Consider the following 15,808-nt stretch of genomic DNA (forward strand, 5'->3'; position numbering starts at 1 on the left):
ATATGTATACATTTTCAAGTAAATTAAAAACTTTTTCTTTTATCCTTATGATTGTAGGGGTAATTGGTATTGGTGTTGGCTTCATGAGCGCTCCAAAAACTGTTGAAGAAGTTGAACAGATATTAAGTGCTGACCATGGACATGATGCTCATGCAAATGAAGCAGCTCATCACGGAGCCGATGCTCACGATGCTCATGCAACTGCTGAACACAAAGAACATTTAGAGCATGTTTTACATCAATTGCAAAATAAGCCTTGGGCTGCTTTTTATGTTGCATGTATATTCTTCATGTTAATTTCTGTAGGGGTTTTAGCATTTTATGCAATTCAATACGTAGCTCAAGTTGGATGGTCTCCAATATTATTTAGAGTAATGGAGGGTATAACAAGTTATTTGTTACCAGGTTCTATTATATTCTTTTTAGTGTTAGTAGCAGCAGGTATGCATTTTAACCATCTATTTGTATGGATGGATGATGCTGTTGTTGCAAAAGATCATTTATTACAGGGTAAGGTTGGATTTCTAAATGTACCTTTCTTTTTAATAAGAGCTGCTATATTTTTAGGCTTTTGGAATTTATACCGTTATTTTTCTAGAAAAAACTCTATAGCACAAGATAATGCTTCTGACAATACTTTCTTTAAAAAGAATTTTAACATCTCAGCAATGTTTTTAGTTTTCTTTATTATTTCAGAATCTATGATGTCTTGGGATTGGATTATGTCTGTTGACCCTCATTGGTACAGTACCTTATTTGGTTGGTATGTTTTTGCAAGTTTTATGGTTAGTGGAATAACTGTTATTGCATTCGTAACACTATATTTAAAATCAAAAGGATTATTACCTGATGTAAATACAAGTCATATACATGATTTAGCTAAATTTATGTTTGGGTTTAGTATTTTTTGGACATATTTATGGTTTTCTCAATTCATGTTAATTTGGTATTCTAACATTCCTGAGGAAGTTACTTATTATGTAACAAGAATTGAAGATTATAATTTACCATTTTTTGGAATGTTAGTTATGAATTTCGTTTTTCCATTACTAATCTTAATCAATACTGATTTTAAACGATTAACTTGGATTATTGTTATGGCTGGTGTTGTAATTTTATTTGGTCATTATGTTGATTTTTTCAATATGATTATGCCTGCTACAGTTGGTGATCAATGGTATATTGGAATTCCAGAAATTAGTTCATTATTGTTCTTCTTAGGATTATTTATTTTTGTTGTATTTACTGCTTTAACAAAAGCTCCACTTGTTGCAAAAAGAAATCCATATATTGAAGAAAGCAAACATTTTCATTATTAATATTTAAAGAAATAAACAAATGACAAGTTTATTGATATTCTTAGTTTTAGCTCTAATTGGAATTGCTGTTTGGCAATTGACTAAAATTTTTGACTTAACCCAAGTTGGCACTTCAAAAGATGATTCTGGAGTAGCTAATGATTACGATAATAAAGTTAACGGTTATTTAATGTTTGCCTTTGTTGGTTTCATTTATCTGTTTACTATTTATTCTTTAGTAACTTGGGGAGATTTAGTTTTAGGAACTCCTGCTTCTGCTCATGGTCCTGAAGTTGACAATTTAATGAACATTTCAATGGCATTAATTTTCTTCGTTCAAACGATTACTCAATTCTTATTACATTATTTTACACATAAATACAGTGGTAAAGAGGGGCAAAAAGCACTATATTTTGCAGATAATAATAAATTAGAAGCAATCTGGACTATAATTCCTGTAATTGTTCTTTCAGGTTTAATTCTTTATGGATTATATACTTGGAATGACATTATGTATTATGATGAAGAAGAAGATGTAATGTATGTTGAATTATATGCAAAACAATTTGCATGGGAAGCACGTTATGCTGGAGAAGATAATACTTTAGGCAAGGCTAATGTAAGATATATTGAAGGTGTTAACACATTAGGTGTTGATATGGAAGATCCAGCTGCAAATGATGATAAGGCTGTTAATGAATTGCACATTCCACTTGGTAAGAAGGTTGTTTTTAAATTTCGTTCACAAGATGTTTTACATTCTGCATATATGCCTCATTTTAGAGCACAGATGAATTGTGTTCCAGGAATGGTTACGCAATTTGCTTTTGTTCCTACGGTTACAACTGCAGATATGCGCTTAGATGAAAAAATCATTGCAAAAGTTAATAAAATTAATAAAATCAGAGCTGCAAATAGCGTTAAATTAGTTGCAGAAGGTAAAGAAGCTTTAGAGCCATATACTTTTGATTATTTATTATTATGCAATAAAATTTGTGGAGCTTCTCATTATAATATGCAAATGAAAATTGTAGTTGATACTCCAGAAGATTTTAAAAAATGGTTAGCTGAAAAGCCTACTGTTACACAAGTTTGGAAAGATGCAAATGCACCAGCTCCAGTTCAAGAGATTGCACCAGTTGTAGTTATTGATACTGCTGCAGTAATGGCGCAAGTTATAAAATAATTTAGGTTTTTAATTTTAGAATAAGATTATGTCAGCACACGAACACGGTCATCATAAAGAAACTTTCATTACTAAATATATTTTTAGTATTGACCATAAGATGATTGCTAAGCAATATTTAATTACAGGTATGTTAATGGGTATCATAGGGGTTATGATGTCTATATTCTTCCGTATGCAAATAGCTTGGCCAGAAGAATCTTTTGAGATATTTAAAATATTTTTAGGTGAAGATTATGCTCCGGGTGGAGTAATGAGAAATGATATTTATCTAGCATTAGTTACTATTCATGGAACCATAATGGTTTTCTTTGTACTTACTGCTGGTTTAAGTGGAACTTTCAGTAACTTGTTAATTCCTCTACAAATTGGTGCAAGAGATATGGCGTCTGGTTTTATGAATATGATTTCATATTGGATGTTCTTCGTTTCTTCAGTAATTATGATAATTTCATTGTTTGTTGAATCGGGACCTGCTTCTGCTGGTTGGACAATATATCCTCCTTTAAGTGCATTGCCACAAGCAATCCCAGGCTCAGGAACAGGTATGACACTTTGGTTAGTTTCTATGGCTATATTTATCGCATCTTCATTAATGGGATCTTTAAATTATGTTGTTACTGTTATTAATTTAAGAACGAAAGGAATGACAATGACTCGTTTACCATTAACGGTTTGGGCTTTCTTTGTAACTGCAATTATTGGTATTATTTCGTTCCCAGTATTATTTTCTGCAGCTTTATTGTTAATTTTTGATAGAAGTTTTGGTACATCATTCTTCTTGTCAGATATATTTATTTCAGGTGAAGTTTTACATTATCAAGGAGGTTCTCCAGTTTTATTTGAGCACTTGTTTTGGTTCCTAGGACATCCTGAGGTATACATTGTAATTTTACCAGCAATGGGACTTGTTTCTGAAATTATGGCTTCAAGTTCTCGTAAACCTATTTTTGGTTACCGTGCTATGATTGCTTCTATAATTGCAATTGCGTTTTTATCAACTATTGTTTGGGGTCACCATATGTTTATATCAGGTATGAATCCTTTCCTAGGATCTGTATTCACATTTACAACATTGTTAATTGCAATACCTTCAGCTGTTAAAGCATTTAACTGGATTACTACTTTATGGAAAGGAAACCTACAGTTAAATACAGCAATGTTGTTTTCTATCGGTTTTGTTTCTACATTCATAACTGGTGGTTTAACAGGAATTATTTTAGGAGATAGTACATTAGATATCAACGTTCATGATACATATTTCGTAATTGCTCATTTCCATTTAGTAATGGGTATATCTGCACTTTATGGATTCTTTGCAGGTGTTTACCACTGGTATCCAAAAATGTTTGGAAGAATGCTTAATAAAACTTTAGGTTATGTTCACTTTTGGGTAACCGTTGTTTGTGCTTACGGAGTTTTCTTCCCTATGCATTTTATTGGAATGGCTGGTTTGCCAAGACGTTATTACACCAATACAGCTTTTCCATTATTTGATGAATTGGCGGATGTTAATGTATTAATTACAATGTTTGCTATTGTAGGAGCTACATTCCAAATAGTTTTCTTCTGGAACATCTTCTACAGTATGTTTTACGGTAAAAAAGCAACACAAAACCCATGGAGATCTAATACTTTAGAATGGACTACTCCGGTTGAACATTTACATGGTAACTGGCCAGGAGAAATTCCTGAAGTTCACCGTTGGCCTTACGATTACAGTAAGCCTGGTCATGACGATGATTTTGTTCCTCAAACAGTTCCAATGAAGGACGGGGAAGAAGAATTACACCACTAAGATTAAAAAAATATATATAAAATGCCTTTCCATTCGGAAAGGTATTTTTGTTTTAACTTTGCTTATATTTGTAATATGAATGAAAATTTAGACCCTAATAAAGAACGTTTTACTCCTCAAGAAATTGACGTTGAAAAAGCTCTAAGGCCTCTCTCTTTTGATGATTTTGCTGGTCAGGAACAAGTTTTGGAAAATTTACAGGTATTTGTTCAAGCTGCAAATCTAAGGGAAGAGGCTTTGGATCATACTTTGTTTCATGGCCCTCCAGGTCTAGGTAAAACAACTTTGGCTAATATTTTAGCTAATGAATTAGGTGTTGGTATTAAAATTACTTCTGGGCCTGTTCTTGATAAGCCAGGTGACCTGGCCGGACTATTGACTAACTTAGATGATAGAGATATACTTTTTATTGATGAAATTCATCGTTTAAGTCCTATAGTGGAAGAATATCTGTATTCGGCAATGGAGGATTTTAAGATAGATATAATGATTGAGTCTGGTCCTAATGCTAGAACTGTACAAATCAATCTTAATCCTTTTACACTTGTTGGTGCGACTACTCGTTCAGGGTTGTTAACAGCGCCAATGCGTGCTAGATTTGGAATTCAAAGTCGTTTACAATATTATAATACGGCGCTTTTAACTTCTATAGTTGAAAGATCAGCATCCATTTTAAATATGCCCATTACAACAGAAGCTGCAATAGAGATTGCTGGTAGAAGTAGAGGGACGCCTCGTATTGCAAATGCTTTATTGAGAAGAGTTCGCGATTTTGCTCAAATTAAAGGAAATGGAAGTATTGATATTGAAATTTCTAAATTTGCTCTAAAAGCTTTGAATGTTGATGCAAACGGATTGGATGAAATGGATAATAAAATATTAGTTACTATTATAGAAAAATTTAAAGGCGGGCCTGTGGGGTTGACAACAATAGCAACTGCTGTTTCAGAAAGTAGTGAAACAATTGAAGAGGTTTATGAGCCATTTTTAATACAAGAAGGATTTTTAATGAGAACGCCAAGAGGAAGAGAAGTCACTGAAAAAGCATATACACATTTAGGTAAAATTAAATCAAATATTCAAGGAGGATTGTTTTAAATGTATTTGTGATTTTAAGAAAAATGAATAAAAAATACCGGAGTGTTAACTTCGGTATTTTTTATTCATAAATAGTATATATGCATAGGTTTAAAGTAAAGAGGATTAGTCAATTTAGTTAGAAATATTTAATTTTTTAAAAGGGCAATTTAATTTTTTTTCTTGATGTGCTTATGTTAACTTTGTAAGTTCATATAGATTTAATCATATGCATAAAGATACAAAAAGAAGAGAAGCATTATTATATCACGCTAAGCCTACACCTGGTAAAATTCAAGTAGTTCCTACAAAAAAGTACGCTACACAAAGAGATTTGTCTTTGGCTTATTCCCCTGGGGTTGCGGAGCCATGTTTAGAAATTGCTAAAGATGTAGATAATGTTTATAAATATACTGCTAAAGGTAATTTAGTAGCTGTAATCTCAAATGGTACCGCAGTTTTAGGTCTGGGAGATATTGGTCCAGAAGCTTCAAAGCCAGTTATGGAAGGAAAGGCACTTTTGTTTAAAATATTTTCAGATATTGATGTTTTTGATATAGAAGTAGGAACAAAAGATGTTGAAGAGTTCATTCAAACGGTTAAAAACATTGCTCCAACATTTGGAGGAATTAATCTTGAAGATATAAAGGCACCTGAATCGTTTGAAATCGAAAGAAGGTTAGTTGAGGAATTAAACATTCCAGTAATGCATGATGATCAGCATGGAACTGCAATAATCTCTTCTGCAGCTCTTTTGAATGCTTTAGAATTAGCTGAGAAAAATATAGATCAGATAAAAGTTGTTGTCTCTGGAGCTGGATCTGCAGCATTAGCTTGTGCAAATTTGTATGTGCTTTTAGGGGTTGATCCAGAAAAAATAATAATGTTTGATAAAGATGGTATATTATCTTCTGAAAGAACAGATTTGTCAGATTTACAAAAAAAATATGCTAAGGGAAAACCAAATACAACTCTTGGTGATGCTCTAAAAGGTGCAGATGTATTTCTCGGGCTTTCTGCGGGTAATGTTCTAAAGCCAGAGATGCTTTTGTCTATGGCTAAAGACCCCATTGTTTTTGCAATGGCAAATCCAACACCAGAAATAGAATATAATCTTGCAATAGATACAAGGGATGATATTATCATGGCTACCGGTCGTTCTGATCATCCTAATCAGGTTAACAACGTTTTAGGTTTTCCTTATATTTTTAGAGGTGCTTTAGATGTACGTGCTACAAAGATTAATGAAGAAATGAAAATGGCTGCTGTTCGTGCTTTGGCTGAATTAGCAAAAACGCCTGTTCCTGAGCAAGTAAATATTGCTTATGGAGAAACTAAATTAAATTTTGGTAAAGATTACATTATACCTAAGCCATTTGACCCTAGATTAATTTCAGTAGTTGCTCCGGCAGTTGCAAGGGCAGCTATGGAATCTGGAGTAGCTCAAGTTGAAATTCAAGATTGGGATAAATACGAAGAAGAGTTATTAAACAGATTGGGTTCTGATAATAAGATGATTCGTATGCTGGTAAATAGAGCCAAAACGAATCCAAAGCGTGTAGTTTTTGCTGAAGCAGATCACTTAGATGTTTTAAAGGCTGCACAAATTGTCTTAGAGGAAGGAATTGGAATACCAATTTTACTTGGAAATAGAGAAATCATTCAAGAATTAAAAGAAGAAATTGGTTTTGAAGCTGATGTCACTATTATTGATCCTAAATCTAAAAAAGAAAAGGATAGAAGAGATACCTATGCTCAGTCATTTTGGAAATCTAGACAAAGAAGAGGAATTACCTTTTTAGATGCTCAAAAATGGATGAGAGAGCGAAATTATTTTGCTGCAATGATGGTAAATGAAGGTGAAGCTGATACATTAGTTACGGGTTATTCTAGAAGTTATCCTACAGTAGTTAAGCCAGTGCTAGAATTAATAGATAAAGCGCCTGGAGTAGATAAGATTGCTACAACAAATATGATGATGACTAGCCGTGGTCCAATATTTTTATCAGATACAGCAATTAATCCTGATCCTTCAGCTGAAGATTTAGCTAGAATTGCATTAATGACTGCAAAAACTGTTAGAATGTTCGGAATGGAACCAGTAATTGCAATGGTTTCATTTTCAAATTTTGGTTCATCAGCTAATCATAACTCTTCTAAAATTAGAGAAGCAGTTGCTTATTTACATAAATATTATCCCGATTTAATTGTTGATGGAGAGATTCAAACAGATTTTGCATTAAATTCCGAACTGTTGAAAAGTAAGTTTCCGTTTTCTAAATTAGTAGATAAAAAAGTTAATACTTTAATTTTCCCTAATTTAGATTCTGCAAATATTACTTACAAAATGATGAAAGAACTAAATAAGTCAGATTCTATTGGACCTATAATGTTAGGTCTTGATAAACCAGTTCATATTTTTCAATTAGGAGCAAGTGTAGAAGAAATGGTAAATATGGCTGCAGTTTCTGTAGTTGATGCTCAAGAAAAGGAAAGAAGATTAAGGCAAGTAAATCAATAATATTTTTTTATTTTTGAAGACTAACACAAAATAATATATGATAACACACATACAAGGTAGATTAGTAGAGAAAACTCCAACCGAAGTTGTAATTGATTGTAGTGGTGTAGGTTATCATATTAATATTTCATTACATACTTTTTCTTTATTGCCGGATGGCGAAAGTTTAAAGTTGTTTACTTTTCTTCAAGTTAAAGAAGATTCGCATACTTTATTTGGTTTTGTCGAAAAACAAGAAAGAGAATTATTCAAATTACTTATTTCAGTTTCTGGTATTGGAGCAAATATTGCCAGAACAATGTTATCTTCATTAGCCCCACAACAAATAATTCAAGCAATTGCTTCAAATGATGTTGGAACTGTGCAAAGTATAAAAGGTATTGGTGCAAAAACAGCACAAAGAGTAATATTAGATTTAAAAGATAAAGTACTAAAAGTTTATAATTTAGATGAAGTTTCTGTGATTGAAAGCAATACTAATAAAGAAGAAGCGTTATCTGCTTTAGAAGTTTTAGGTTTTGCAAGAAAATCAGCTGAAAAAGTAATTGAAAAAATCAATAGAGATTCCCCAAATGCTACTGTTGAAGATTTAATCAAGCAAGCATTAAAAAGTTTATAAAATTTGAAAAATACAGTTATAAAAAATACGTTTTATAAATTTATACAAGTAATAAAGGTTTTTGTTTTTATTGCGCCTTTTTTAGTTTTTTCTCAAGTAAATGAGGAAGAAAATGACTCTATAAAAACAGGTGTTGATATAGGTAAAATTGAAGTTCCGAATCCGCAAAGTATTGTTGAAGCGTATACTTATGACCCTGGAACCGATAGATACATATATACAAATACATTTGATGGTTTTAACATCAATTATCCACTCGTTTTAACTCCTAATCAATATCAAGAATTAGTGCTCCGAGAAGAAATGCGAAAGTATTATCAGGAGAAGTCAGCTGCAATTGATGGAAAAAAAGCTGGAAGTGAAGAGGCTAAGAAAGATTTGCTTCCTAGATATTATGTAAATTCAAGGTTTTTTGAAGCCATTTTCGGGAGTAATACAATTGATATTAAACCAACAGGTTCTGTGGAATTGGACTTAGGGGTTCGATTTACAAAACAAGACAATCCTGCTTTTTCTCCTAGAAATAGGAAAACTACAACTTTCGATTTTGATCAAAGAATTAGTGTAGGTTTACAAGGAAAAGTTGGAACAAGATTAAATGTAAATATAAACTACGATACACAATCAACTTTTGCTTTTCAAAATTTGATAAAATTAGAATATGGATCTGATGAAGATGATATTCTTCAGAAATTAGAAGTTGGTAACGTGAGTTTCCCATTGTCAAATTCTTTAATCAGAGGGGCGCAAAGTTTATTTGGTGTTAAAGCTCAATTTCAATTTGGAAAAACAACCGTTACTGGTGTTTTCTCAGAACAAAAATCGCAAACACGTTCTGTAACTTCTCAGGGAGGAGGTACATTGCAAGATTTTGAAGTGTTTGCATTAGATTATGATGCAGATAGGCATTATTTCTTGTCACAATATTTTAGAGAACAATATGATAAAGCTCTTTTAAATTATCCATACATAAACAGTAGGGTTCAAATTAATAGAATTGAAGTTTGGATTACGAATAAGCAAAACAGAGTAAATTCAACAGAAAATAATTTACGAAATATTATAGCTCTACAAGATATTGGAGAAACCCAAGTTTCAGGAGTCAATCCTCAAGAGCTTGTGGCTATAGATTTAGCATTGAATCCAACTTTTTTTAATGCTCCATCTGATACTCCATCTGATAATGCAAATAATAAATTCAACCCTAATCAAATAGGTAGTAACTTTTTAAACTCAAATATTAGAGAAGTTGCAACAGCAGGGAACGGATTTAATATTACTGGAATGAATGAAGGTTTAGATTATGCTAAACTTGAAAATGCTAGGAAATTAACAGCTTCTGAATTTACCTTTCATCCGCAATTAGGATATGTTTCATTAAATCAAAAACTGGCTAATGATGAAGTTCTAGCAGTTTCATATCAATATACAATTGGAGATCAAGTTTATCAAGTTGGTGAATTTGGTACTGACGGAGTTGATGCAACACAAGTAAGTTCTACAGGGGTTCCAACATCTCAAGCGTTACTTTTGAAACTTTTAAAAAGTAATCTAACGGCAGTAAAGCAAAAAGTTCCTAATGATGATTTAACAATGCCTACATGGAACTTGATGATGAAGAATATTTATCAAATTCCAGGAGCATATCAATTGCAACAAGAAGATTTTAGGTTAAATATTCTATATACCGATCCGTCACCTTTAAATTATATAACACAATCTGGCGTAACTCCATTACCAGCCGATGTTGCAGATACCCCATTGTTAAAAGTATTTAATGTAGATAAACTTAATTATACGAATGATCCGCAAGTAGGGGGAGATGGGTTTTTTGACTTTGTGCCAGGAGTAACTATTGACACTCAATACGGGAGGATAATGTTTACTACAAAAGAACCTTTTGGAGAGCATATTTTTGAAAAATTAAGGTCAAATGTTTCGGAAGATTATAATAACCCTACAGTAATTGGTTCCTATAATTCTAATCAATCGAAATATGTTTTTAGAAACTTATATACGTCTACTCAAGCTTCTGCGCTTCAAGATAGTGATAAAAATAAGTTTCAAATAAGAGGTAAATTTAAATCTACAGGTGGAGATGGTATTTCTATTGGTGCTTTTAATGTGCCACAGGGTTCTGTTGTAGTTACAGCTGGCGGTAGGTTATTGGTTGAAGGAGTTGATTATACCGTTAATTATCAATTGGGTAGAGTTCAAATTTTAGACCCTTCGCTACAAGCATCAAATACACCTATTGAGATTTCAGTTGAAAACAATTCTGTTTTTGGTCAACAAACAAGAAGGTTTTGGGGTGTTAATGTCGAACATCAATTTAATAAGAATTTTTTAGTAGGTGCAACATTGTTAAATTTATCTGAGAGACCTTTTACAAATAAATCAAATTACGGACAAGAATCTATCAATAACACAATATTTGGGGTTAATACAAATTTCTCAACAGAAGTCCCTTTCTTAACAAGATTAGTTAATAAGTTCCCTAATATTGACACAGATGTGCCTTCAAATTTATCATTTAGGGGAGAAATTGCTTATTTAAAGCCAGGAGCTTCAAAGGCTGATCAATTCAATGGAGAGGCCACAACTTATGTAGATGACTTTGAGGGATCTCAGTCAACAATTGATTTAAGATCTGCAAATACATGGAGTCTGGCAAGTGTTCCTTTGGAGGATAACTTTGATGGTGATCCTTCTGATAATGAATCAACTTCTGATGATTTAACTATAGGGTACAAAAGGGCTAAATTTTCTTGGTATTCAATTGACCCTGTGTTTTATACTCAAACACCAAGCGGCATAAATGATAATGATTTGTCTTTAAATAGTACAAGAAGGATATTTATTAATGAATTATATCCTGTAACAAATATTGCACAAGGCCAGTCGTCTGTAGTTAATACTTTAGATTTAACCTATTACCCACTAGAAAGAGGAGCTTATAATTTTAATCCAGCATTAGCTGCTACAAATCAATTTCCTCCAATTGACGCACCTAATAACTGGGGGGGTATTATGAGGTCTATTAATACTACTAATTTTGAACAATCAAATGTTGAATACATCCAATTTTGGGTAATGGATCCTTATTATGGAAATCCTTCTGCAGATATAACAAACACTGGTAAATTGGTTTTTAATTTAGGTGAAATAGCTGAAGATGTATTAAAAGATGGTCGAAAATTATATGAGAACGGATTACCGGAAGTTGGTTCTACGCAGCCTATAATTGCAACTAATTGGGGAGAAATACCTACATCTCAATCTTTAATTTATGCTTTTGATACTAATGAGAACAATAGAACGATTCAAGATGTTGGATTTGATGGTTTATCAGATGCGGAAGAAGCTATTAAGTTTCCGGCATTTGCATCACAGCCCGACCCTTCAAATGATAATTACCAATTTTACTTAAACACTACAGGTGGACTTGTTGATCGATATAGAAATTATAATGGTGTTGAGGCTAACTCACCAGTTAATGTTACAGATACAAATAGAGGAAATACGACATTGCCTGATGTTGAAGATATAAATCGTGATAACACGATGAACACTATTAATGCATATTTTAAATTTGAAGTTCCGATTGATTATTATCCAGAAGGATCTACAGTACCAACAGGTCAAAACTATATAGCAGATGTAAGAGAGGATAATGCAGTTACTTTACCAAATGGGACTACAGGAAAGGTTAGATGGATATTGTATAAAATTCCAATTCAAGAATTTACTGCTGCAAATCAAGTAGGTTCAATTACTGATTTTAGATCGATTCGTTTCATGAGAATGTATATGACTGGATTTAAAGACGCTGTTACTTTACGTTTCGGAGCTTTAGATTTAGTAAGAGGCGAATGGAGAAGATATACAAGTACTTTAGATGCTTTAGATGCCGATCCAGATGATGATAACACAGGTTTTGATGTGGTCGCAGTAAACATACAGGAAAATGGGAACAGAACACCAATTAATTATGTTACCCCTCCTGGTGTAGTAAGGGAGCAACTTTATAATAATAACACTGTAATTAATCAAAATGAGCAATCTTTGTCTTTAAGAGTTTATGATAAACTTGGTGGAAATGTAAATGGTTTACAATTAAATGATTCTAGAGCGGTCTTTAAAAATGTAAATGTAGACATGCGTCAATTCAAAAAACTACGTATGTTTTTACATGCTGAAGCTTTACAAGACAATACCCTTGCAGACGATGAACTAGTTGCTTTTTTAAGGTTTGGTAATGATTTTACTGAGAATTTTTATCAAATAGAGATTCCTTTAAAAGTAACGCCACCTGGTTCAACTGCTCCTGATATTATTTGGCCTTTAGATAACGAAATAGAACTTCCGTTAGATTTTTTAACTAAACTAAAAATTTTAAATATCAATAACGACCCTTCAATAATTGTAGATCCAAATGGAATTGGGTTTATTGAAGAAGAGGACCCTGTAATAGGATCGTCAAATAATAAACTTACCCTAGGAATAAAAGGAAATCCAAATTTTGGATTGGTTAGAACAATAATGGTTGGGGTAAAAAATAAAAATGGAGGACCAACAGAAAGAGGTGAGGTTTGGTTTAATGAGTTGAGACTTTCTGATATGGATAACAAAGGAGGTTATGCAGCAGTTGCAAATTTAGATACAAATTTAGCTGATTTTGCCAATGTCTCTGCAACGACAAGAATGAGTACTATTGGTTTTGGCGGAATAGAGGAAGGGCCAAATGAAAGAAGTAGAGAAGAGGTTTTTCAATATGACATTGTTACTAATATTAATTTAGGTCAATTATTACCAAAGAAGTGGGGAATTAAGCTTCCTTTTAATTATGCGGTTGGAGAAGAAACAATAACTCCAAAATTCGATCCATTTTATCAAGACATTCAATTAAATCAATTGCTAGACATTACAAGTGATCCGGATGAGAGAGATAATATTGAGAACAGAGCAATTGATTATACAAAGAGAACAAGTATAAACTTTATAGGGGTAAGAAAAGATAGAGCTCCAGAACAAAAACAGCATTTTTACGATGTTGAAAATTTAACATTGTCGTACTCTTTTAATGAAACTGAACATCACGATTATGAAATTGAGAGTTTGGTTGATCAACAAAATAGATCTTCAGTTGATTATGCTTATTCATTTAAACCTCTAGAGATAGAACCATTTAAAAAATCTGAGAAATTAAAGAAGAACGGATATTATAAAATGTTGACCGATTTTAATTTTAATTTTTTGCCATCGAATATTTCTTTTAGTTCAAATATTATTAGGCAATTTAACAGACAACAATTCAGATTAGTTGATGTTTCTGGAATAGGGATTGATCCTTTATATAGAAGAAATTATTTCTTTAATTACCAATATGGATTCAATTATAATTTAACTAAATCATTAAAGTTAAACTATACAGCTTCTTCAAACAATATTGTTCGTAATTATTTAGATGAGAATAATGTTCCGATTGATGGATTAGGTATATGGGATGATTATTGGGATATTGGAGAATCAAACCAACACAATCAGCAATTAGTAGTGAATTATGATTTACCAATTAACAAAATACCTGCTCTAGCATTTGTAAAATCAACCTACTCTTATACGGGGGATTATAATTGGCAACGTTCATCTGATGCATTTTCAACAATTGAAGCACAAGACGGTACAATTTACCCATTAGGGAATACAATTCAAAATGCAAGTTCTCATAAGTTGAATACTACGTTTAATATGGATTTGTTTTATAGATATATTGGCTTAACAGGTAATAAAAAATCAAAAAACAAAAAAAATACACAGGGAAATAAAAGCGCTATTCCATTACCGGGTCAAAAGTTAACAGCAGCTGATAAGAAATCAAATTCTGACGGTAATGTATTTATAAAAGGCTTGAAAGGAATATTAATGAGTGTGAAAAATATTCAAGCCAACTATACTGAAAATAACGGTACAGTTTTACCGGGTTATTTACCAGGTTTAGGATTTTTTGGTTCGTCAAAACCTAGTTTAGGATTTGTATTTGGGGGTCAATCGGATGTTCGATATTTAGCTGCTCAAAATGGCTGGCTAACTACTTTTCCTGAGTTCAACCAAAATTTCACTAGAGTTAAAACAAAACAACTCGATTTTACTGCACAGATGGAGTTATTTCCAGATTTAAAAATCGATTTGAAAGCAGATAGATCATATACTGAAAATTATTCTGAGCAATATGATGTTTCAAGTGGGCAATATAATTCTAGGTCTCCTTATGAGTTTGGAAATTATAATATTTCTACAATTCTTTTGTCAACTTCATTTAGTCAAAGTGATGAAAATTTTTCTCAAGCTTTTCAAGATTTTAGAGAAAACAGGTTGGTTGTTGCTAATAGGCTTGCAACTTCTTATTATGGAAGTTCATCTTTTCCTACAGATACAGAAGGATATCCGTTAGGATTTGGAAAAAACAGTCAGCAAGTACTACTGCCTTCATTTATTGCTGCTTATTCAGGGAAAGATGCCGGTTCTGTCTCAACAGGAGCATTTAAAGATATTCCATTACCTAATTGGACTATAAAATATACAGGATTGATGCGTTATAAGTTTTTTAAAGATAAATTTAAACGTTTCTCATTACAACATGGCTATAGAGCAAGTTATAATATTAATGCTTTCACTACAAATCTTAATACGTCTCCTGTTGATGTAAACGGTAATTTTTATTCTGATAAATTAATTTCGAACGTAAATTTAGCAGAGCAGTTTAATCCATTAATGAGAATTGATTTTGAAATGAAAAATTCAATCAAAATTCTCGCAGAAATGAAAAAAGACAGAACGTTAAACATGAGTTTTGATAATAATTTGCTTACGGAAGTAAGTGGTAATGAGTATACATTAGGAATTGGATACAGGATTAAAGATGTTACAATCAACTCTGCTCTGGCTGATACTAAAACAGGTGTCATTAAAAGTGATATAAATATTAAAACTGATTTCACATACAGAAGGAATAATACAATTGTAAGGTATTTAGATTATGATAATAATGAACTTGCAGGCGGACAAAACATGTGGTCAATTAGATTAACGGCGGACTATTCTTTTAGCAAAAATTTAACCGCAATTTTCTTTTACGATCATCAATTTTCTCAAGCAGTTATCTCAACATCATTCCCGATAACTAATATTAGGTCTGGTTTTACAATCAGATATAACTTTGGAAATTAATTTAAATGAAAAATAACAAAAAAGTTATTTTTCATTTAAATTAATAAAACTACATTTGTACTTCAATTTTTAAAACTAC

7 protein-coding genes are annotated in these 15,808 nt (G+C 32.1%); all 7 read left to right on the forward strand.

From position 1 onward, the window contains the following. The first annotated feature begins 2 nt into the window (after positions 1-2). Positions 3-1,319 (forward strand): quinol:cytochrome C oxidoreductase, encoded by a 1,317-nt coding sequence (locus tag ACQ65T_RS05030; RefSeq protein WP_430400005.1) that lies wholly within the window; start codon positions 3-5, stop codon positions 1,317-1,319. Between the two features lie 19 nt (positions 1,320-1,338). Continuing rightward, on the forward strand, positions 1,339-2,484 hold the full coding sequence (locus ACQ65T_RS05035; RefSeq protein WP_430400006.1) for a cytochrome c oxidase subunit II: 1,146 nt from the start codon (positions 1,339-1,341) through the stop codon (positions 2,482-2,484). 28 nt (positions 2,485-2,512) lie between these two features. Further along, positions 2,513-4,282: a cytochrome c oxidase subunit I gene (locus ACQ65T_RS05040; protein WP_430400007.1), complete on the forward strand. Its 1,770-nt coding sequence runs from the start codon at positions 2,513-2,515 to the stop codon at positions 4,280-4,282. 75 nt (positions 4,283-4,357) lie between these two features. Next, positions 4,358-5,380 carry a Holliday junction branch migration DNA helicase RuvB gene (ruvB, locus tag ACQ65T_RS05045; RefSeq protein WP_430400008.1) on the forward strand — a complete coding sequence of 341 codons (1,023 nt, stop codon included), beginning with the start codon at positions 4,358-4,360 and terminating at the stop codon, positions 5,378-5,380. Positions 5,381-5,588: 208 nt separating this feature from the next. Continuing rightward, positions 5,589-7,880, forward strand: a complete 2,292-nt coding sequence (locus ACQ65T_RS05050) for an NADP-dependent malic enzyme (RefSeq protein WP_430400009.1) — start codon at positions 5,589-5,591, stop codon at positions 7,878-7,880. Positions 7,881-7,917: 37 nt separating this feature from the next. Then, entirely contained in the window at positions 7,918-8,499 is a 582-nt protein-coding gene (gene ruvA / locus ACQ65T_RS05055; RefSeq protein WP_430400010.1) for a Holliday junction branch migration protein RuvA, read from the forward strand. 3 nt (positions 8,500-8,502) lie between these two features. After that, positions 8,503-15,729 (forward strand): cell surface protein SprA, encoded by a 7,227-nt coding sequence (sprA, locus tag ACQ65T_RS05060; RefSeq protein ID WP_430400011.1) that lies wholly within the window; start codon positions 8,503-8,505, stop codon positions 15,727-15,729. Positions 15,730-15,808 lie beyond the last annotated feature (79 nt).

The sequence above is a fragment of the Flavobacterium sp. genome (assembly GCF_965284515.1).
In the GTDB taxonomy this organism is placed as follows: domain Bacteria; phylum Bacteroidota; class Bacteroidia; order Flavobacteriales; family Flavobacteriaceae; genus Flavobacterium.

Excerpts from the sequence above, each read along its gene's own strand:
- ACQ65T_RS05030 (WP_430400005.1), top strand. The coding sequence starts at position 3 with ATGTATACATTTTCAAGTAAATTAAAAACTTTTTCTTTTATCCTTATG.
- ACQ65T_RS05035 (WP_430400006.1), top strand. The coding sequence starts at position 1,339 with ATGACAAGTTTATTGATATTCTTAGTTTTAGCTCTAATTGGAATTGCT.
- ACQ65T_RS05040 (WP_430400007.1), top strand. The coding sequence starts at position 2,513 with ATGTCAGCACACGAACACGGTCATCATAAAGAAACTTTCATTACTAAA.
- ruvB (WP_430400008.1), top strand. The coding sequence starts at position 4,358 with ATGAATGAAAATTTAGACCCTAATAAAGAACGTTTTACTCCTCAAGAA.
- ACQ65T_RS05050 (WP_430400009.1), top strand. The coding sequence starts at position 5,589 with ATGCATAAAGATACAAAAAGAAGAGAAGCATTATTATATCACGCTAAG.
- ruvA (WP_430400010.1), top strand. The coding sequence starts at position 7,918 with ATGATAACACACATACAAGGTAGATTAGTAGAGAAAACTCCAACCGAA.